The following is a 21,622-nucleotide window of genomic DNA, read 5'->3' as shown; positions in this document are numbered from 1 at the left end:
CTTTCTTATCACCTGTCACACAAGAGACACGCGCTATTACGCCACTATTCTGACTCTCTATACCTAAGGCAGGCACGCTCTACGCTCTGCAGATCGGGAATGACGGCCTCTTCACCTAAAAGTGCCACGTGCATTAGCTCCCCTGGGCTCAGGGTTTGCTCCCGCAGCACTAGTTCTTCCTGGGTCACCCTTACTAAACGCGGTGTCCCCTGCAATATAAGAGCAAAATAGGGCAGGTCTCCATCAGGGTTTCCGCTACTCAGTACCGCGATACGGGCATTATCTGAGGTTCCGCCCAGTGCTTCGCCACGCATCACATCAAAAGACAACAGCGGCAGGCGTTGCTCACGCCAAATGAGGTCTCCCAGATACCACTCAGGCACATCGTATACCGCCATAGGTACCTGCATAGCGATCACCTCGGAAAGGCTTTCTACAGGAACCAACATCTGGCCCTGTTGTAGCGGCAACAGCAGGCTGCTCACCTCCTGGGGAACATCTAGCGGCAGCGCTTCAACTTCACTCATTGCCCACCTCTTGCATGCAATATTTCATTTCTTGGTATTCGTTCAACTGCCGACGGCCGAAGTGCCGGCATATTCTCGAATAGCCTCCAGCAATACGTCTTCCTGGTAGGGCTTACCCAGGTAGTGATTGACTCCGAGAGACATAGCGTGATCACGGTGCTTACTACCGGTACGGGAAGTAATCATCACAATGGGGATATCTCGCAAGCGACTACTGGAGCGAATATGCCGCGCCACTTCAAAGCCATCCATACGGGGCATCTCGATATCCAGAAGTATCAGATCTGGAACCTTATCTTGCAGCTGAATCACCGCATCCTGACCATCTTTGGCGGTACTGACCAGATACCCCTCGCGCTCCAGGAAGCGTGTGGTTACCTTGCGTACCGTTACGGAATCGTCCACCACCATTACAGTCTGCTGGCGTTCTTCTCGCTCGGGCTGCTCTTCTACCTGCAACTGCAGCTGTGGAATATCCGGGCGTGCTAACTGGGTTGCCTGACGCCGCAGCAGGGCATGGGCATCGAGAATCACCACCACACTGCCATCACCAGTTACCGTTGCCCCAGAAACTCCTTGTACCCCAGAAAACTGTGGACCAAGACTCTTCACAACAATCTCGCGGCTGCCGCGGATAGCATCCACTTGCAGGGCCATAGCGTGACCCTCGGAGCGCACTAACAATACTGGTAATTGCATATCATCAACACTGAGCTTCGGTTGGGCACCAGACTTCAGCAGGGTGCCAAAGTAGTTCACCTCATACAGCTCGCCTGCATATTCAAAGCGGGCATCGCTAGAGCGGTAGTAATGCTCCAGCTCAAAGGGGCTCAGGCGTACGATACCTTCAATAGTGTTGAGCGGCAGAGCAAACAGGTCTTCGCCAATCTTCACCATCAGTGCGCGGTTGACCGATACTGTAAACGGCAGGCGCACTACAAATTCCGTGCCGGCACCCGCCTCGGAATTGATATGCACGCTGCCACCGATCTGTTTGAGTTCGGCGGAAACCACGTCCATACCGACCCCACGGCCGGAAATTTGGGTAACTTTTTCCGCAGTGGTAAAACCTGCCTGGAGAATAAACTGCAATATCTCGCTATTGGAGAGCTCCGCATCCGGGCGCATCAGGCCATTTTCCACAGCCTTTTCTCGCACGCGGATCAGGTTCACCCCTGCTCCATCGTCGCGAATGGTCAGCACCACCTCACTGCCTTCTCGAGCCAGAGCCACATCGATGCGACCGCGTTCGGCCTTGCCTGCCGCGCGGCGTGCATCAGGCATTTCAATGCCGTGGTCTACCGCGTTGCGCAGCATATGCTCCAGAGGTGCCACCATACGTTCCAGCATGGACCTGTCCAGTTCCCCCTCGACGTTGGAGAACACCAGCTCCACCTGTTTTCCGAGCTCCGCACTCACCTGGCGCACAATACGACGCAGCCTGGGCACCAAGCGTGAGAAAGGTACCATGCGACTGCGCATCAACCCCTCTTGCAATTCGGTATTAACACGGGATTGCTGCAGTAATAGTGTCTCGGTATCGCGGGCTTTGTTATCCAGGGTGGAGCGCAGCTCCATCAAGTCAGAAGTGGACTCAAGCAGGGAACGGGACAGCTGCTGAATAGATGAGTAGCGGTCCATCTCTAGCGGGTCAAAATCACCATCCTGCTCGGCCAGCTGCTCCTGGCGGAACAAGATTTGTGCCTCGGTCTCACGATCCAGACGACGCAGCTGCTCATTGAGGCGCAACAGGGTTGAATCCATCTCATCGAGGGCCAGGCCAAACTCGCTCATCTGCTCTTCGAGACGACCTCTGGAAATTGCGGTTTCACCAGCGAGGTTCACCAGCTCTTCCAAAAGCTCAGCGGCAACCCGAACCATTTCCTGTGGTTGGTTCCTGGTGGGAGCCGCCACCTCATTTTCCACACCCTCGGGCTTGCGGATAAATGGCAGAACATTGCCGGCATCAGAAGATTGTACTGGCTGCGGCAATGACCCAGAGGGCTCTAGTCCCTGCTCAGGTTCAGGACGTTCCTCGCTTTCTGTGGACAGTGGCTCCTGTTTATCGACAACGATGGACTCATCAGCAACAGTCACAAGCTCAGCATCAACACTTGGAGGTACTTCCTCCGTGATAGCTTGAGTGACAGGATCAGACACATTGCCAAGCGGGTTTTGAATGTCAGCCCAATCGGTAGTGATCAGCTGAACAAAGGCCTCCAACTGCTCACCTGCCATCCAGGCGCGAACGGTTTCTACTCCCTCAGCAATACGGTCATGTGTGAAATGCGCCTCGCTAAAGAATTGTGCGGAGGGTTTCACAATATCGCGCATGCCCTCAATCGCTGTTTCAAAGCGGTGAGCAACTTCACCAAGCCCCATAAGGCCGGCCATGCGGGCGCCGCCCTTGAAGGTATGCAGCACCCGTTTGAGCGCCTCAGCCTGCTCACCACTCTCTGGTGTGTCTTCCCAAGCCTGAATCAGCTCTTCCAGCTCGTCGGTAAGATCGCCAGCTTCCTCCATAAAGACATCGACCACATCGGGATCAATATCCGCCAACAGGCGCTGTTGTTCGGCAATACTCAGCCCAGCTTGTGACTCTGATACCACTTCCACAGTAGGCGCTTGGTGAACAGGCTCCACAGCCTCAATAGCAGGCCCTACTGCACTCTGTTCAGATTCAGCTGTCTTGTCAGCGCAGATGTCTGTAGTCTCGGCCACCTCGAACAGCGCGTCATAGAGGTCATCCAAGACTGGCTCGGGTGAGACGTCCACGGATTCCACAGCGCTCTCGTCTACCATCTCCACCATTGGAGCATCGACAGTTTCAACTTCCGTTGATTGCGCGGACTCTAACTCTACCTCAGGCAAAGTCGCAGAAACGGACTCAGCGGTGGGGGCAAAAATCGGCTCCAGTACGGAGGCTTGCACCTCGTCGACAGAAACTGAGTGCTCTTCAATATTTTCAGTTTCTAGACCAGAAACCTCTGCAACCTCTCCAGCTTCAGGGTCGAGAGTTTGTGCCTCGATACCCAGTTCGCTCAGGTCGTAGTCATCCTCTGGTACATCTTCGCTCACTTCGCCTTCGGCCAGATAGCGCAGAGCTTCCTCTACCGCCTCACTAACCTCAGGTAAGTCCTGGGCAGCGGCGACAGCATCCACTAGATCAAGTAACTCGTTGTGCCCCTGCTCAAGGGAGGCCCATAAGGCGGGTTCTTCCTCTAGCTGATCGGCCAATACTTTGCGATAAACTTCCAACAGTAACTGTGCCAGCTCTGCCAGGGTCGGTAGCTGAGCGCGACTGGCAGCCTCCTGCAGGGTATTGAGCTCTTCGGCAACTTCACTCACCTGAGATTTATCGGCAGGATTTGCACGCCACTGATTGAGCATCTGATCCGCATCCAGCAGGACACGCATACCGTCTGCCATCAACACTTCAAGAAGTTGAGGATCTACTGCTCTTGGCTCATTCGCTTCGCGCTCGCGGATCAGGTGGCCTACGGAACGTTCCTGCAACTCGGCAACACGGGCAAGGAATTGCTCGGCCCTCTCAACCTCAATGGCCTCTGCAGCGCGGATCTGGGCCAAAACCTGACGCACGTAATTTGCGCCATCGCCAATCAACTCGAAGATATCCGCATCGATGGGCACCTGGTAAATACGCAGCTCTTTGGCGAAGCGCTCCAGCGGCGCCATCATTTCGGCCACCACCTTGACCTCTGCCATATGCGCAGAGCCCTTCAGGGTATGCAGGGCTCGGTGCAGGGGGTCACTGGGTACACCGTAAACCGGAGCCGCAGCACGCATGTCTGCAAGGTAGTCATCAACGACACCCAGATGGGTTTCGGCCTCTTGGGCAAAGATCTCCCACAACTGTGCCCGCTCGTCGCTGCATTCTTCTTCCTCAACGATTGCAGTAGCTGCGGTATTGGCATCTTCGACCAGCAGTTCCGAGGGGATATGCCCCTGGCTGAGCTGCTCCGCCCAGGCTTGTAACTGCAGGGTAAGGGATTTGTCCGGATCGCTCTTGCGGAGACGGAATGCCTCGATCATCGATGGCAGCTTCTGATATACCCGCTCAATTAACAGCACATGGGCGCGCTCAGGCTTTATGCTGTCATCGATTACCCGATTAAGCATATTTTCCACGGACCAGGCCAACTCACCAATATCCAGCGCCTCGACCATACGGCCGGAGCCTTTCAGGGTATGGAAGCCACGGCGGAACTCCACCAGGGCGTCTGAGTTGGCAAAATTAGCGGCCCATTCCGGAAAATAATTGCCGATATGCGCGAGTACTTCGCTGGCTTCTTCGAGGAAAATTTCGATGATCTCATCATCGATCAAGCTCTCGCTATCATCGACTAACTCTTGCGATTCGCTCTCAACAGGCTCTGAGGTTGACCCAGTTTCTGCAAGCGGCTCCACTTCGTTAGGTGACAACACATCTTCGCTGTCTGCTGCCATTGCTACAGAAATTTCTTCTTCTGCAGCTACCGCCGGGGCCTCGGAAAGAGTCTCAGGCTCGACAGTACTTTCAACTGTTGAGAACCAGTTGTCTTCATGCTCATTAGCTTCTTCCGCAGCAGGGACTTCCACTTGCTGCAGATCCAGTGTTTTCTCCACTGGCTGTTCAACATAAGGGACGGATTCGATCTCAAGCTCAGCCGTTGCAGAGACAACATTGAGAAGTTGCTCTTCACGATTATCTTTGTCGGTGTCTGCGCTATCGAAAAACTCCGGTGAAAATAGCTCAAGTCCAGCGTTATCCTCTTCAATCACCACGCTTTCGTGGACGGACTCAGCCTCCTCCGCAGATACCTCAGCATCAGTAAAGGCAATGCCGAGGTTCGCGACACTGTCTTCCGCCAGAGCCAGCAACATCTCGGTATCATCCAGGCCTTCAACTCGGCGTTCCAGATAGTATTCGACACTCGTAATCGCGTCGGCCAGGGTATCGAGCATTCGCCATTCCGGCTGCTCTGCCCGGTCGATCAGTGCATCGCTGATAAAGTGATTACAAGCGGCAATAATTTTGCTCGCACGCTGGTAGCCCACCATTTCAAGGCCACCACATACCTCTTGCAGGCGCTGGGGTACGCGGCTTAGATAGCTGATATCCCAGTGGCTGGCCACATACTCCATGACCGCCTCTTTAACCGCCTCCAGGCCCAGGCGCGCTTCGCGCAGCACCGAATCTGTAGCATCCCCCATAATCGGCTGTTCATTATCACCGCGCTTATTGCGGTCGACAGCAGCCGATAGAGCTGAGTCAAGCTGCACCAGCTCACCTGCGGCGCGCATCAGGTACTCTTCGACATCAGTGCCGCGCGAAGCATCGCGTAGGTACTCATAAATGCCGCGGGCACGACCTCTCGGCGCTTCGAGACCCAAAACGCCGAGGGTGTCTGCAATCCGCTTGGCGATAGCAGCAGTCTCACTGAGGGGAGGAAGTTCGGAGGCTGCGCCACTGGGTTCCAGCGCCTCACGCACCAGCTGCAACTCTTCACGCAGTGCAGTTATTGCAGTACCCAATGCTTCAGGCCCCATGGCCAAGACATCTTCTGTATCTGGGCGGGGCGTGCCCGGCACTGCCCTATCCAGGGCAAAGCGTTGGTACAGTTCCTGGCAACGGCTACCATTTGGACCGGCCAGATAAACGTAGAAGAGTAGGTTGCTCAGGAAGTCTGCATCCAGCTCGGCATCCAGTACTCTGGCACCGCGACCCTGCAGCAGGCGGAACTCTACATCGACTCGGCGCAGCAGATGGCGCAATGCTGGTTGCACATTGATACGGTGCTCTGCCAGGGCTTCCAGGATACCCAGTAATACTTCCCACAGAGACTGCCGCCGACTACCGCTGTAGAGCAGCTGCAACTTCTCGACAATTTTCACCAGGTAAGAGAGGCTCTCACCACTGTTTACATCGCGGATTAGCCCCGCTGCGGCAACGTGATACATCTTGCGCAACTTGCCCACCAGCTCCTGCAGGCGCACATTGTCTGCAGTCAAAGGTTGGCGCTTTCCGGTGATGCGATTCGATGAAGTGAGGTCCGGGGAAAAGAGTGCGCCCTCGGTAATCAGGCGCTCGCGGCGCACCGCGCGCAAATCATTGAGGAGGGGCAGCAACAGCACCGCATTATCACGGCGCTGAAAAGAAACCTTCTCTAAATAGAGAGGTAATTCCAGCAGGGCGCGCATCATGAATTCGCGCGTCTCATCGGTATTTTCAACGGTGCCACCGGCCAGTGACTGAAGCAATTGCTCCATTTCCTCAGCCAGCATCGCCGCACCATTGAGTTGCGCCATATGCAGGCTACCGTGTACCTGGTGCACCAGGGACAAGCTGTTCTGCAGCAGGGTCTCACCGGCTTGCGGATCCGTTGCGAAAGTCTCGAGGAACTGGCGTGCCTGTGCCAGAGTCTCGTTAATTTCGCCTATCAGCCAGTCCAGGGCCATGAAGTTCGGATTGTCGTGACTCACGCCAAGTCCCCAATAATTCATTCTCTATGCAGGCGCTCTACCCGAAGCGATCCAGGGTTCGCAATCTTGCGGAAATTGCTCCGTGCGCCCTCTCCGCCCGGCAGCCAACGAAGGCGCCGGGCTTTATTTTGTGGGTTAGGCCAGAGCCCGGTCTTCACGGGACTCCAAGGAGTTGCTTTCCTCACTGTCGAGCGTGAAAGTTTCCGCATCCATCTCCGGCAACTCTACGTCGTACATTTCACTATTGGTTTCCACGCTCTCCTCTTGCGGCAGTTTGAAGCCGGCAACAGATTCACGCAGGGCACTGGCGGTCTGCGCCAGATTACCAATGGACTGAGCAGTAGCCTGTGTACCGGCAGAGGTCTGCGAAGTAATCTCCTGAATCACGTTCATGGTGTTGGAGATGTGGCCAGCAGAGGAAGCCTGCTGGCGGGCGGCGTTGGAGATGTTTTGAATCAAAGAGGCCAGGTTGCTGGATACATTCTCGATCTCTTCCAGCGCAACACCGGCGTCCTGTGCCAAACGTGCACCACGTACCACCTCTGTGGTGGTCTGCTCCATGGAGATTACCGCCTCGTTGGTGTCAGACTGAATCGCTTTTACCAGGCCTTCAATCTGTTTGGTTGCCGCGGCAGAGCGTTCCGCCAGTCGCTGAACCTCGTCCGCAACCACGGCAAAGCCTCGACCGGCGTCACCCGCCATGCTCGCCTGAATGGCAGCATTCAGTGCGAGGATGTTGGTCTGGTCGGCAATGTCATTAATCAGACTTACGATATCGCCGATCTCCTGGGAAGATTCACCCAGGCGCTTGATCCGCTTGGAGGTGTCCTGAATCTGCTCCCGGATATTATCCATGCCCTTAATGGTGTTCTGTACCACTTTGGAACCATTGCTGGCGATCTGTACCGAGCGCTCGGCAACCTGAGCAGATTCGGAGGCGTTAGCAGATACCTGGTCAATGGTGACCGCCATTTCGTTCACCGCGGCAGAGGCCCCGGCAATCTCCTGAGCCTGATGCTCGGAAGCCTCGGCAAGATGCAGGGCTGTCTGCTGGGTTTCTTGAGAAAGCCCGGATACTTCCTGTGCGGTGCCGTTAATTCGAGATACCAGCACACGCAACTGGTCGATGGTGAAGTTGATAGAGTCTGCAATCGCACCGGTAAAGGCCTCGGTTACCGTTGCGGAGGTGGTCAAGTCACCATCGGCGAGATCAGCAAGCTCATCCAGCAGCTGCATAATCGCCTGCTGGTTGCGCTCATTGGTCTCGGCTTCTTCCATCAGGCTGCGGCGGGTACCGGAGAAGGCCATTCCCATCATGGCAAAAATTAACAGCACGAATGCTGCAGCCAAAATGGTAATAGTCATATTGTTTGGCTGACGTTCATCGGCAAGGTTCACAATACGGTCGTTCAGAGTACTGAGAGCCTCAAGCAGCTGTGGCGAGGATGCAATAATGCCGTTGGTTGCCTGACGTGATGCAAACAGTGCCGGGGTTGCTTCGAAGATCTCGCGAACAGACGAACTTACAAATTCAAACAGTTCGGTAATTTCATCGAGCGAGCGGCGCGCTTCCTCATCGGTAATGCGGGAGATACCCATCACTACATCACCGCTCTTCATGCCATCTACCACTTTACCGAACAAGCTAGCATCGGTATTAAACTGGTCGGCTGCGCCTTCGGCATCGTCATCACCCTGCAGCATCTTGTCGATGTTTCGACCGATTCGCTCAGCCCGCCATACCTGTAACTGAGCCTGTTCAACCTGATTAGCGGGGGCATTATTAGCTAGCAGAATTTCCACAATATTGTTGTGCTCAGCCTGCAATTCCGGCAGGGAGTCACTCAAAGTGGTGGCAACATCGTTCAGGAAGATAATCGTTTCTTTGTTACCGGTAATCGTTTCTACCTGCTCGCGCAACTTACGCCAAACGGTACCGTAAGTCGCTAGCTCAGCGTCCAGCGCCCTGCGGCTGCCTTTATCCATTCCCTGCAGCTGATTCCAGGCGTTAGCCATCTGCCCGGAAACTTTTTCCAGCTCGGCAAACGCTTCGTCGTCTCCGGAAGTGGCCGCCGGTGCATAGGAGACCAGCTGATAGGAAAGTGCTCGAAGTTCAGCAACTTGCTGTAGGTACTCTTTATCGCGATCACTGCGGGTCTGCACCAAATAGATACTGACAATCAGCCCCGCCAGTACGGCGAGTACCAGCAGACCCAAACCCAGCGCAGCAGGGTTACTGCGAAACGCGGAAAAGGAGCTCTGGGAGCCTGTTTTCATAGTTTACTCCTAGCGGGCCCAAGCATTAGGCCGGTTTAATACCACTGAATATTTAACGCTTTAATGACAATGGCCCTCAGCCAGTGCGAATATCCCTGCACCGCTTTAGGGTCCCCCCAACATCTCAAAAGCTGCGAGATGCCGAAAATTCAATCGGACCTTAACGAGTGGCAGCATCCATGAAATGAGGGTCTTTGAGCAGAGCCCGCATGTCGAACACCAGCCACCGGTCCTTTTGTAAAATAAACTGGCCATGCACCATCGGCGCAAATGGCTCAATTAAATCTGTTGGTGCTTCACGGGCATATTCAAATGCCAAATGCTGCATTCCGTGCAACCTGTCGACAATCAACCCCACGTAGGTTTTTTCCCGCTCCAACACCAGAACCCTGCGCTGTTGGCGCTGGCCCGAGAGGTGGCCGCCGTAAAAGGCTGCGAGATCAATCAGGGGTAACAGGCGGCCGCGAACATTAGAAACACCTTTTACCCAGGGCTGAACGCCGGGAATAAAGGTGTGCTGCGGCACTTCGAGCAATTCCACAACATCATCCATTGAGGCGACGAAGTTGTGGCCGAGTAAAGAGAAACCGATTCCGGTCCAATAGGGTTTGATTTCTCGGCGGCCGGGCAGGCCGGTGGCCTGCGCTTTAGCTCGCCGAGCGATATCAACAAGTGCTAGATAGGGGGTTTGTGACTGCACGCTGAGCAGCTGGCCGTCAGGCCAACACCTCCCCAATTGCACTCAACAATTTGCCCTCATCAACGGGCTTGGTGAGATAAGCTTTTGCGCCCTGGCGCATACCCCAAACCCGGTCGGTATCCTGATCTTTGGTAGTCACCATAATGATCGGTATCCCCGCGGTATTGCCATCCTTACTCAGCTGGCGTGTGGCCTGGAATCCATTTAACCCAGGCATCACAATATCCATCAAAATCAGATCTGGTCGCTGACTGCGTGCAACATCCACACCATTTTCACCATTGGGCGCGGTAATTACCGAATGGCCATGCTTTTCAAGTATTGTGGTCAGCTTGTGTGTTTCGGTAGGAGAGTCATCAACTATTAATACTCTTGCCATCATTTCCCCCATGACTTCTTCGAATTGGCAACTGCTCAATAAATGACAGTGCTTGGCGATTTGTTGTATTTATTTTGATGGCATGTGCCAAGTCTGCACTTACTGCCAATGCACTGCCAGACTACAGAACCTTCCACCACAGGCAGATGTGGTGAACGGTATGTCTGTTAATTCATCCCCCCCAAAGAGCGAAGGGGTTGGCCCAAAAAATCAGACCCTTTTTGTTAGTGATTACTTAGGCTGCGTGGTGCGGCTTTGCGTGAGCGGAAATTGCTCCCAGCAGCTCGCTTTTACTAAATGGCTTTGTCAGATATTGATCACAACCAACAACGCGGCCTTTCGCTTTGTCGAACAAACCATCTTTGCTCGACAACATCACTACTGGAGTGGAGCGGAATTCACTGTTGTTTTTAATCAGCGCACAAGTCTGATAGCCATCCAGGCGCGGCATCATGATATCGACAAAAATAACATCGGGACGGGAGTCCGCGATTTTCGCCAACGCATCAAAACCATCTGTAGCAGTGACGACCGTGCAACCTGCTTTTTGTAGCAGAGTCTCGGCAGTGCGGCGAATTGTCTTACTGTCGTCAATCACCATTACAGTCAGACTTTCCCAGTTAAGCTCCATAGTCTTTATTGAATCCCCTGTTTACTTATTTTCGGGCACGCGAAAATTTTTTATCTGCACCCTTTTTTGAGCCGCTTGCGGGGCCTGGGTGTCTCTCTTTGCCAAGATCGCACACTGGGTGGAACTTTTATCACAGAACCCCAGGTGAATCTAGCCGCGCTGAAGCACCGCAGACCTTATGGTGCAAATAATCACCACTTTTTATTGCCAATCCAGACAACTTATCTAATTAAGTTGCACCTAGACGAAGCTGCTCTTACCTTATCCACCCTACAAGTTGGCAGTGGCAACATTTCAATCAGCCACAACCACCGCGGCGCGGGATCAAAAATCCCTTCAACTACGGAAGCTAAGATGAATTACTCCCTCGGTGTGGTGATGGACCCCATCGCCCAGATCAATTTTAAGAAAGATACGACACTCGCACTGTTACAGGCCGCACAAGACAGCGGTTTCCAGCTGTTTTATTTTGAGCAAAGCGACCTGTATCTGGACAATGGTCGCGCCATTGGTAAGGGCAGACCACTGAGGGTATTTGACGATGCCGAGCGTTGGTTTAGCCTGGAAGAAGCCAGGGAGATGCCCCTTGGAGAACTCGATACCATTTTAATGCGTATCGACCCCCCCTTCGATAATGAGTACATTTACTCCACTTACATCCTTGAAGCGGCTGAACGCGAAGGTGCATTAGTCGTTAACAAACCGCAGTCTCTGCGGGACTGTAATGAAAAAATTTTTGCAACGACTTTTCCCCAGTGCTGCCCGCCTGTATTGGTCAGCAAGGATATGCAGCGCCTGAGGGAGTTTCATAAAACCCATCGGGATGTCATTTTCAAACCCCTCGATGGCATGGGTGGCGCAGGTATTTTTCACTGCAAACCGGACGGCGCTAATTTAGGCGCCATTCTGGAGATGCTCACCCAGCACGGCCGCCAGCAAATCATGGCGCAGCGTTATATTCCCGAAATTAAAGATGGCGATAAGCGCATTCTGGTTGTCGATGGTGTAGCCGTACCCTACTGCCTAGCCAGAATTCCCGAGGCGGGTGAAACTCGCGGCAACTTAGCCGCCGGTGGCCGTGGTGAAGCGCGGCCACTGACTGATCGAGATCGATGGATCGTAGAACAAGTCGCCCCCACCCTGAAGGATAAAGGGCTACTTTTCGTCGGTCTGGATGTTATCGGTGATTACCTCACGGAAATTAATGTCACCAGTCCAACCTGTGTGCGTGAGATTGATGCGGCCTACGACACTTATATCGGTGCGCGACTAATGAGCGCCATCACACATCGTTTGGCACAAAAGCGCTAAACTGCGCCTTCAACTTGAATGACTCCCACCAGTGAACGGGCCGGATGGGAATGCCGAGCGTAACGCTCGGCAAGATATAAGCAGTAACTGATAATAGATAATGAATTCCACCGCCAACACGACGCCAAATTATGCAGTTCAGCGCGAGCGTTTTGCGTTCTCGCTGTTTCTCGCTGGCGCCATTCACGCGCTTTTGATTTTTGGTGTGGCTTTTGCCGAGCCTGAAGGGCGGCAAGCCGCACCAACCCTGGAAGTTACTCTGTCGCAATATAACTCGCCACAAGCACCGGAAGATGCCGACTACCTGGCCCAACACAACCAGCAGGCCAGCGGCACGGCAGATACCCCAAAGGAGCTGTCCAGCAATCGTCGCGCCGAATTTGCCGATACGCAAATTCACGATGTAAATCCTCTACCACAGCAGCAAGCCGCACGGCCTGCTGACCAGCGCCGCCAGTTGATCACCACCATCGGCGATAGCCCTCTGCAGGCCCCGGAACTACCCGCCGAAGACAAGTTTTCCGAAGAGAAACGCGGCGATGCCCCAAATGATCTAGCCAGGACAAATCCAAAGATTGCCAGCCTGCAAGCACGCCTGGATAAAATTCGCCAAACTATTGCCCAACGCCCGCGAGTGCGACGCCTGACCTCAGTGGCAACCAAGGCCTCTGCAGATGCCGCTTATCTGCACGAATGGCGCCAGAAGGTGGAAGCAATAGGTAGCGACAACTTCCCCGCGGAAGCCCTGCAGCAGAAAATCACTGGCAGCCTGCGCATGATGGTGCGCTTGCTGCCCACAGGCGCGGTGGAGGAAGTCATGATTCTGGACTCTTCGGGAGAGCGAATCCTCGACGATGCCGCCCAACAGATTGTACGCCTGGCAGCCCCCTTTGCACCTTTCCCAGCGGAGATTCGCAAGGAGGCTGACCGCCTCGAAATTATCCGCACCTGGCGCTTCGATTTAACTGGCTTCTCCACTACCGCAGGTGAGCTGCCCGAGCGCGGCTAAACTTGCCTTGCACGCAAGCGACCTAGAATCCAACTATGCCCAATTCGAACATTGACAGCGACCTAACCCATGGCAGCTTGCGCGGCCAATTCCTACTGGCCATGCCCGGCATGGAGGACCCGCGCTTCAAGCACAGCATCGCTCTAATTGTTGAGCACAGCCAAGAGGGGGCTATGGGCATAGTGATCAACGCCCCCAGCAAAGTGCACTGGCGAGAGGTTTTCGAGCAGCTGTCGCTGAAGGACTCCAGCCAACGTGGCGATGAAACTGTCCTGCTGGGCGGGCCTATTTCTCCCGAGCAGGGCTTTGTCCTGCACGGTGCCGGTGTACATTTCGACTCGACGAGCGAAATCAATATGGAAATCAGTCTTACCGCTTCCAGGGATATTCTCGAGTCACTGGCCTCAGGTCATGGCCCCGACGATGTGCTGCTAGCTCTGGGCTACGCCGGCTGGGGGCCAGGACAATTGGAGCAGGAACTGGCAGAAAACGCCTGGCTGACTCTACCGGCAGAACCCGAAATCCTGTTTGCCACCCCAGTGCAAAAACGTTGGCAAAGTGCTGCCGCTCGACACGGTATCGACCTCTCAGGGCTCGGCTCACAGGCCGGACACGCCTAGCCCTTCCCGGTTATCATTCGGCCCAAGATTGATCCCTCTAATACCGGATGTTCCCTCTGATGAGTAAACCCATTACCGCCCTCGCCTTCGATTTTGGCACCCGTTCCATTGGCCTCGCCTTTGGCCAGAGCCTGACCGGCAGCGCCAAAGAGCTGCCACCACTGCCGGCAAAGGATGGCAAACCCGACTGGGACAAGGTCCAGCGACTAATCGACGAGTGGAAGCCACATTATTTGCTTGTGGGTTTACCACTGAATATGGATGGCAGTGAGAGTGAATTTGGTGCTCGTGCGCGTAAATTTGGCCAGCGCCTGCACGGGCGCACCGGGCTACCGGTAGAAATGATTGATGAGCGCCTCAGTACCCGCGCAGCCAAAGAAGAGGCTGCCGAGCGCGGCCACCGCGGTAGCTATGCCGATAATCCAGTGGATTCCATTGCCGCGCGTATCATTCTCGAGGACTGGCTGCGCACACGCGCCTGATATCCGCTCCCAGAATCTGTGCAAGCTGAGCCATAGCTGCCGGCGCTCTGATAGAATTACCCGCCCACACAAATGAGTGATCGAGCCCAATGCCCATTTCCCGTATCCGCATCGCTACGCGCGAGAGCGCCCTGGCCCTATGGCAAGCCAATTATGTTAAGGATCGCCTGCTGCAGGAGCACCCTCAGCTGGAGGTAGAGTTGCTGCCAATGACCAGTCGTGGCGATCAGGTGCTGGATATCCCCCTAACCAAGGTGGGCGGCAAAGGGCTCTTTGTCAAAGAGCTGGAAGTGGCCATGCTGGAGGGACGCGCGGAGATCGCCGTACATTCTATGAAGGATGTGCCGATGGAATTTCCCGAAGGCCTCTACCTGCCAGTTATTTGCGAGCGCGAGGACCCGCGTGATGCCTTCGTCAGCAACCGCTTTGCCAATTTGGAGGAACTGCCACAAGGCGCGATTGTGGGCACTTCGAGCCTGCGCCGCCAGTGCCAACTTCTGGCGCAGCGCCCCGATCTGGAGGTCAAGTTCCTACGCGGTAACGTAAACACTCGCCTAGCCAAACTGGATGCGGGAGAGTACGACGCCATTATTCTCGCTGCCGCCGGGCTGCTGCGCCTGGAGATGCGCGAACGCATCCGCAGCTTTCTCCCCGCCACTGTATTGCTACCCGCCGGCGGCCAGGGCGCTGTCGGTATCGAAGCCCGCAAAGACAGCGAGCTGGAAGCCCTACTGCAACCACTGCACTGCCATGAAACCGCCGCGCGACTCAGTGCAGAACGCGCACTGGTTAAGCGCCTGAACGGCGGCTGTCAGGTTCCCATCGGCTGTTATGCCGAGCTGGAAGGCGACGCTCTGTGGCTACGCGGCCTGGTCGGCAGTCCCGATGGCACCAGCATGATCCGCGCCGAAATCCGTGGTGCAGCCATTGATGGCGAAGCTCTGGGCGTTCAACTCGCTGAACAGTTGCTGGAGCAGGGTGCCGACAAAATTCTCGACGCGATTTAAGCCCAGGACAGATCCATATGGCCAAGCGCCTGCAAGGCAAACGCGTACTGACCACGCGCCCCGCCCATCAAGCCGACACCTGGGGTACGCTATTGCGCGCTACGGGCGCGGAAGTTGACACTATCCCTATGTTGGCTATTGAGCCCCTCATTGATGAGGCGGCTCAGCAGGCCATTAAAAAACGGATTCTCGATTTCGACCAAGTGGATTTTGCTATTTTCGTCTCCCAGAATGCGGTGCGCTACGCCGTCGACTGGCTGGAGGATTACTGGCCACAATTACCCCAGGGGCCACGCTACCTCGCTATTGGCGCGGCCACGGCTAAAGCATTACTGATGCGTGGTATAACCTGCGAGCACAGCGGCGAACACATGACTTCCGAGGACTTGCTCGCCCTACCCACCCTACAAGAGGTTTCAGGACTTCGGGTACTGATCTTCCGCGGCACTGGCGGACGCACTCTTATTGGCGACACCTTGCGCGCACGGGGTGGGCGTGTGGATTACTGTGAACTCTACCGTAGGTCCCTACCTGCAGGTGCCCCAGCGGATTTGGCGGGGTATTCTTTCACCCCGGATGCCATCACGGTCCACAGTGGCGAGACTCTCGCGAACCTACACAGCTGCATTGAGCGTGCAAATTGCGCACACCTCCTCCAGGCTGCCCTTATCTGTCCCAGCGCGCGCGTCGCGGAGCAAGCCCGTGCTCTGGGTTTTATCTATACCAGCAGTGCTCAGAATGCCGGAGACAGCGCTATGCTAGAGGCACTGCTCAGGGCGCTAAACTGAATTGCTCTCGAATTTGCTGCCCTATTGGGTTAAAAATCTCAAAACGACGCCACCGGCGCTATTATGGTCGGTGCCACTCGCTATAATTCGACGACAATTACCAGCTGCGCCCCAAGCCCATGACCAACGAAAAACCCAAGGACAATCCTTCCACCCCGGCTAACGAACTCACTTCCGATGCACTGGACAAGGGGGGGAGCAAGAGCAATTTTGCCAAAGCAGCAGAAGGCAAAACTGATAAGGCCGCTAAAAATGTGATGCCTAAAAAGGGCGGTGGGCATTGGTGGTGGCTGGTCTTTATTCTGCTGCTTATCGCTTTGATCGCTTTTGCCTGGTACAGCTGGCCCCAACTGCGCAACCGCATCGCACAGCTGGACTTTTTCCCTGCCAAACAAACTGTGTCCACACAGAAAGCCGAATCAAAAGGTGAAGTCACATCGCCAAATATTTCTACCGGACCTGATACTTCCAGCCAAGCCCGCGAAGGGATAACTTCTACTGCACCCGCTGCACAATCTACTGCCGAACCTCCTTCCATAGAACCCCAGCAGGCAGAAGCGCCGAGCGTCTCCCCACAGAACCAGCAGCTTGATCAACTTCAACAGACAGATACTGAGTTGCGCAATCAAATACAATCGCAAACGCGCACTATTTTGCAGCTACAGCAACAGCTAGCGGCTCTTCAGCGCAGCCTCACCGCCCAGGGCAACCGGCTCAGTGAGCTCGGTAATGTGAGCCGGGAGGACTGGCAGCTGGCCGAGGCCGACTACCTGTTGCGAATGGCCAATCAACGGCTGATGCTTGAAGATAATAGCCGCGCCGCTCTGGGCCTTGTTGAAAAGGTCGACACCATTTTGCGCCAAGTAAATCTTCCCGATCTCTACGGAGTGCGCCAACAGTTGGCACGGGATATCACCGCTTTGAAACTCGTGGAAAATATCGATCGAGAAGGCCTCTATTTACGCTTGCGCGCCCTGGAAGAGCAGTTGATCCGCGCCTCTATACAGCCGCAATTCGATATGACCCAAACTCCAAGGGAGGTGGCAAAAGCAGAGCCCACGCAGGATAACCAATCTGCATGGGAGCGCAGCTGGAAAAATTTTACCAACTTCCTACGCGACTCTGTTCGCCCCATCGATGGCGATATCAACCCGGTAATGCTCTCCCCTCAAAGCGAGGCACGCTTTCGCCAAACCCTGCGTCTAAATATGGAGCAGGCACAACTGGCTCTATTGCGCGGCGATAGCACCATTTACAAGGACGCTCTTGATAGCGCCCGCGAGCTGCTTCTGACTTATGGCACAGCCAATTCCCAGCGCAACACACTCGCGCAACAACTGGCAGAACTCAGCAAACAGCCCATTCAGGCGCAAATGCCAGACCTGAATGCCTCACAGGTGGCTCTCTACAATTACATTGAGCGGCTGCACAAAACGTCAGGGTATGGCACCGGCACCACCGAGGAGGTCAGCCAGTGAGAAAGGTCCTTTTTGCTGCTGTCGCCCTATTACTTCTCGGCGCCTTACTGCCGCAGATAAATCAGAATTACCCCGGGTATTTGGTAATCGGCTTCGGTGGCGAACTCAACAAAGGCTATGAGATGAATCTCTGGTTCGCCATAGTCGCGCTAGTTGCCCTTTTGCTCGCCCTGTTTCTTCTCACCTGGATAAGCCGCAGTCTCTTTCGCGCTGTGCGCGGCAGCGTCGATCGCCTGCGCTTTGGTCGCCAGCGGGTCGCCCGCAGACGTCTCACTAGTGGCCTGGTGGAGTTTATGGAGGGCAACTGGTCACGTGCCCGACGACAACTTTTAAAAAGTGCGCCGCGCTCCGAGGCGCCACTGATTAATTACCTGGCTGCCGCGCGCAGCGCTCATGAGCTTGGATTTCGCGAAGAAGCCAATGAGTTGCTGGCAAAAGCCGAAGCCTGTGGCGATGACACTGGCTTGGCAGTGGCTTTGAGCCAGGCCCGTATGCAGCTACAGGATAAACACTACGAACAGTGTATCGCCAGCCTCAAGCGAGCCAAGCAATTAGAACCTAAGCACCCGGCTCTGCTACAGATGCTCAAGCAGGCCTATTACGCTTTGGGGGACTGGAGCAACCTGAGAGAACTTCTCCCTGAATTAGAAAAACACGCCAATATGTCCGAAGAAGACCGACAAAAACTAGAGCGGGAAGTCTACGAACATCAACTCATCGAAGCCGCAAACCGAAACGACAGAGAGAAACTACATGACATCTGGCACGGCCTGAATGGCCGCTGGCAACGCAACGTAGAGCTTCGCAGTCTCTTTGCCCGTCTGCTGCACCAAAGCGGTGATGACAGCGCCGCGGAAAAACACCTGCGTTGGCTACTAAACCGAGAGTGGGCTCCCAAGCTGGCCGATCTATACGGCCGCCTTACCGGTGCCGACGCAGCGGCTCAGCTCTCTGCTGCAGAGGGCTGGCTCAAGGAATATGGTGAGAGTGCCGACCTACTCACCTGTCTCGGGCGCCTGAGCTTACGCAACGAGCTGTGGGGAAAGGCACAACAGTATTTTGAGAAGAGCCTGTTGTTACGTCAGGACCCCGCAACCTCTGCAGAACTGGCACGGCTATTTAAAGCACTCGGCGAGAAGGACAAAGCCTCGCGCTTGTTTGAGGAAGGGCTGATGCAAGCTGTTCCAAACTTACCTCCTGTATCCATGCCCAGTCAGGACAAACCCCTGCTCGGGGTACACGCCTAACCGTTTCTCCAAGGGTCCAGATAATCTGGGCCCTTTTCCTGTTATACTATTTGCCCCATAGTAGTAAGCCTCCGCATCCTTTTTGAGGCTTGCTCCATGACACCGTCACAGCAATATCTCTCATCCTTCGCTATTTTATTTTCCATTCTCTTATCACAGGTGACGCTGGCTGCTGACAACCCAATCCAGCCACAAGATAAGCTGCTGAGTGACTACGAGTACCCCTATCCGGTTAAGACTCTAGAGCTATCCAAATTAAGCCAGCCTGTGGCCATGGCCTATATGGATATTTCTGCGAACAAGCTTGTACCCTCTAAGGGAACAGTACTGCTTCTGCACGGTAAAAATTTTTCCGGCGCCTACTGGAAAGATAGTATCGCCGCGCTCACAGAACAGGGCTACCGTGTTATTGCTCCAGACCAAATTGGCTTCGGAAAGTCCAGTAAGCCATTGATGCAATACAACCTGCACGGTATGGCTACAGATACCAAATTTCTGCTCGACAAACTCAAAGTGGATCAGGTTTCTGTCGTTGGTCACTCCATGGGAGGCATGCTGGCTACACGCTTTTCTTTAATGTACCCGGGGATGGTGAGAAAGCTCGCCTTGGTAAACCCAATCGGCTTGGAGGACTGGAAGCGCGTCGTACCATACGAACCCCTGGAACAAGCCATCCTTAGAGAGCAGGCACAAACACCCGAAGGGATTAAGAGCTATATGTCCAGGGCCTATTTTGATGGGAAATGGAGGAAGTCCTACGATTCCCTACTCGATATTCAGGCCGGCTGGTCACTGGGCCCTGATTCTAAGCATATAGCCAAGATTGATGCCCTCACTTCAGAAATGGTTTTCACACAGCCGGTTATCTATGAATTCGCAGATCTCACTGTACCTACCTTACTGATTATCGGTACCCGGGATCGCACCGCGATTGGCCGCGCCCGCGCTGCCGAACCCATTAAAAAGGCTCTGGGGCGTTATGACCTATTGGGTAAAAAAGCGGCTGCCATTATTCCAGATGCGAAGTTAACAGAACTTGATGGGGTCGGGCACATACCGCAGTTCGAGGCCTTCAACGATTATTTCGAATCCCTGAGCCAGTTCCTTAAGGAGGAGACTCAGCGGGATTCCGATTGAAAAATTTCTTTCAACCTAAATCAGCCCCACTTGACTGAAATAGCCTCAATGGAAAAACAAAAGCTTTCCAGGCGGCAATAAAATTCTCTAGCTTGGGGATTTTCACTAAATCTATATCGTAAAGCGGCGAAGCTTCTGTTCACCTTTACACCAGAAAAAAAGAAAAATTTATAAAACAGCGCCACTTAAAGGGAGATCTAACTTGGATCAGGAACAGAAGGCATCCGTAAAAAAGCTATTTGAAAGCTACCTGACCAAGCTGAATAAGAAAAAAATTGCCCGAAGCTATTAGATATTTGCGAACATACCAGCAAAAAGAAGCATCGCTAGGAAAGTAATTATTCCCTGCAGAATCGCAATAATTATTGCTTTCAAAAATCCAGTACCCAATACCAACATATAGGCAATAGCCGCCAGTGGAATAGTCAAGAGAACCCCGGCGCTGTCACTCACACCGGGCAACATGCCGCCCACTATTCTCTGTACAATTAATGCCAACAATAAAGCAAAAAGACAGTGGAAAACTCCTGTATTTCTCGCCCCCATCATGGCAGCAGCCATTTTTAATGGCAGGACTAAGACTGCCACCATAATGATTACAAAAAGAATCAATTCCATTTATCACCCCTCCCTCATATTGTAATTATTTGCCCTAATCCCCAGGACCATCATGATGTAATTTGTTTATCGACCACTAAAAGCCAGACAAGAATGTCGTCAAATGTTAAATATATTGGTCGACTGCATAATTAACATGCAATATAGCATCGAAGTATAGAAGAGATTACATCATACTACCTAAGTCACATTTGGTTGAATTAGACGCACAAAAAAAGCTGGCAGAAAAATCATTACCAGCTTTATTGCAAGAAAGAGTGATATACAGAATTGATTGATTTGACAGTTTACTTACGTACTAGGCGCATACTCGAAGGCTTTAGAGCTCCATTTTCCATATAGCTCTCTGTACGGATAATCCCTTCACTCTCTAACCACTCAAAGCCCAAACTATGTTGGTGATTGGCTTCTAAATCCAAAAGATTGGTAGCATCTTTGAAAGAAAATAACAGCTGTCTTCTTTCACCACTTGAACTAAGCTGCAAACGGGGCTGATTTCCTTGAGGGCAATAGTGGGTTGCCAATAAATTGCCATTATCCATATGATAGATAGTGAGCGAATGAGATTTACCCTTATACAGCCAATTCTCTACCAAAACAGAGGCTCCGGCAGTCTGGGAAAATTTAATATAAAAATCCCCCCCAGTATCGCCTTCCTTTTTCCAGTCTCCACTAAGTGATTTTATTCGTTCGAAAGCTTCCTTACTCTTCAGGTTAGTCTCTCCTGCATTCACCATAAGTGGAAAACAACACAGGGCGACTGAAAGAATTTTAATTATATCCTCTTTGGCTCTAATCATAATTGGTACTCCTTTTCCTATAGTGAGAGAGCTCAACCCAATGATACCCATTGGAACTTCCTCAATCACCGAAAAAACCTATTAATGGATTTTCAGAAATTTCAGATACAACCTTAATCACTTTATCT

Annotated in this window: 17 protein-coding genes; 9 read left to right on the top strand and 8 right to left on the bottom strand. The window is 53.5% G+C overall.

Annotated elements, in window-relative coordinates; all coding sequences use genetic code 11:
• Positions 1-44 precede the first annotated feature (44 nt).
• The 6 genes from ACJJIB_RS02655 to pilG all read right to left on the bottom strand — a co-directional run bounded on the left by ACJJIB_RS02655 (position 45) and on the right by pilG (position 10,997).
• Positions 45-527 carry a chemotaxis protein CheW gene (locus ACJJIB_RS02655; RefSeq protein WP_444887788.1) on the bottom strand — a complete coding sequence of 161 codons (483 nt, stop codon included), beginning with the start codon at positions 525-527 and terminating at the stop codon, positions 45-47.
• Between the two features lie 42 nt (positions 528-569).
• Positions 570-6,986, bottom strand: a complete 6,417-nt coding sequence (locus ACJJIB_RS02650; protein WP_444888893.1) for a hybrid sensor histidine kinase/response regulator — start codon at positions 6,984-6,986, stop codon at positions 570-572.
• A 159-nt stretch (positions 6,987-7,145) separates the two neighbouring features.
• On the bottom strand, positions 7,146-9,287 hold the full coding sequence (locus tag ACJJIB_RS02645) for a methyl-accepting chemotaxis protein (protein WP_252084184.1): 2,142 nt from the start codon (positions 9,285-9,287) through the stop codon (positions 7,146-7,148).
• A gap of 160 nt (positions 9,288-9,447) precedes the next feature.
• Positions 9,448-9,987, bottom strand: coding sequence for a chemotaxis protein CheW (locus ACJJIB_RS02640; RefSeq protein WP_444883443.1), 540 nt, complete (start codon positions 9,985-9,987; stop codon positions 9,448-9,450).
• A gap of 16 nt (positions 9,988-10,003) precedes the next feature.
• Positions 10,004-10,366: a twitching motility response regulator PilH gene (pilH, locus tag ACJJIB_RS02635; RefSeq protein WP_252084182.1), complete on the bottom strand. Its 363-nt coding sequence runs from the start codon at positions 10,364-10,366 to the stop codon at positions 10,004-10,006.
• Between the two features lie 235 nt (positions 10,367-10,601).
• On the bottom strand, positions 10,602-10,997 hold the full coding sequence (gene pilG, locus ACJJIB_RS02630; RefSeq protein WP_020413651.1) for a twitching motility response regulator PilG: 396 nt from the start codon (positions 10,995-10,997) through the stop codon (positions 10,602-10,604).
• Between the two features lie 354 nt (positions 10,998-11,351).
• On the opposite strand from pilG, the gene gshB reads away from it, so the two are divergent.
• The 9 genes from gshB (at position 11,352) to ACJJIB_RS02585 (ending at position 20,076) form a co-directional block, all read left to right on the top strand.
• A complete protein-coding gene (gene gshB, locus ACJJIB_RS02625) occupies positions 11,352-12,308 on the top strand; it encodes a glutathione synthase (RefSeq protein ID WP_444888892.1) in 957 nt (318 codons plus the stop codon).
• Positions 12,309-12,408: 100 nt separating this feature from the next.
• Positions 12,409-13,317, top strand: a complete 909-nt coding sequence (locus ACJJIB_RS02620; RefSeq protein WP_444887787.1) for an energy transducer TonB — start codon at positions 12,409-12,411, stop codon at positions 13,315-13,317.
• 35 nt (positions 13,318-13,352) lie between these two features.
• Positions 13,353-13,937: a YqgE/AlgH family protein gene (locus tag ACJJIB_RS02615; RefSeq protein WP_252084180.1), complete on the top strand. Its 585-nt coding sequence runs from the start codon at positions 13,353-13,355 to the stop codon at positions 13,935-13,937.
• 59 nt (positions 13,938-13,996) lie between these two features.
• The gene (gene ruvX, locus ACJJIB_RS02610) at positions 13,997-14,419 is read left to right on the top strand and encodes a Holliday junction resolvase RuvX (protein ID WP_444887786.1); all 423 of its coding nucleotides are present in this window, start codon (positions 13,997-13,999) and stop codon (positions 14,417-14,419) included.
• Between the two features lie 89 nt (positions 14,420-14,508).
• Entirely contained in the window at positions 14,509-15,426 is a 918-nt protein-coding gene (gene hemC / locus ACJJIB_RS02605; protein ID WP_444887785.1) for a hydroxymethylbilane synthase, read from the top strand.
• A gap of 17 nt (positions 15,427-15,443) precedes the next feature.
• Positions 15,444-16,214 carry a uroporphyrinogen-III synthase gene (locus tag ACJJIB_RS02600; protein ID WP_444887784.1) on the top strand — a complete coding sequence of 257 codons (771 nt, stop codon included), beginning with the start codon at positions 15,444-15,446 and terminating at the stop codon, positions 16,212-16,214.
• 119 nt (positions 16,215-16,333) lie between these two features.
• A complete protein-coding gene (locus ACJJIB_RS02595; protein ID WP_444887783.1) occupies positions 16,334-17,692 on the top strand; it encodes a uroporphyrinogen-III C-methyltransferase in 1,359 nt (452 codons plus the stop codon).
• Positions 17,689-18,939 carry a heme biosynthesis HemY N-terminal domain-containing protein gene (locus ACJJIB_RS02590; protein WP_444883436.1) on the top strand — a complete coding sequence of 417 codons (1,251 nt, stop codon included), beginning with the start codon at positions 17,689-17,691 and terminating at the stop codon, positions 18,937-18,939. The genes ACJJIB_RS02595 and ACJJIB_RS02590 overlap by 4 nt, the downstream gene beginning before the upstream one ends.
• 96 nt (positions 18,940-19,035) lie before the next feature.
• A complete protein-coding gene (locus ACJJIB_RS02585; RefSeq protein ID WP_252084174.1) occupies positions 19,036-20,076 on the top strand; it encodes an alpha/beta fold hydrolase in 1,041 nt (346 codons plus the stop codon).
• A gap of 288 nt (positions 20,077-20,364) precedes the next feature.
• Here ACJJIB_RS02585 and ACJJIB_RS02580 read toward each other — a convergent pair whose 3' ends face one another.
• Together ACJJIB_RS02580 and ACJJIB_RS02575 are read right to left on the bottom strand one after the other, a co-directional pair.
• Positions 20,365-20,694, bottom strand: coding sequence for a hypothetical protein (locus ACJJIB_RS02580; RefSeq protein WP_252084173.1), 330 nt, complete (start codon positions 20,692-20,694; stop codon positions 20,365-20,367).
• Positions 20,695-20,981: 287 nt separating this feature from the next.
• Complete coding sequence (locus ACJJIB_RS02575; protein WP_444887782.1) at positions 20,982-21,494, bottom strand: hypothetical protein; 513 nt, start codon at positions 21,492-21,494, stop codon at positions 20,982-20,984.
• Positions 21,495-21,622 lie beyond the last annotated feature (128 nt).

It is taken from the genome of Microbulbifer mixtoriginis (SeqCode), assembly GCF_052467705.1.
Note: the sequence above shows the minus strand (reverse complement) of the source record. Positions and strands in the feature narration are given on the sequence as shown.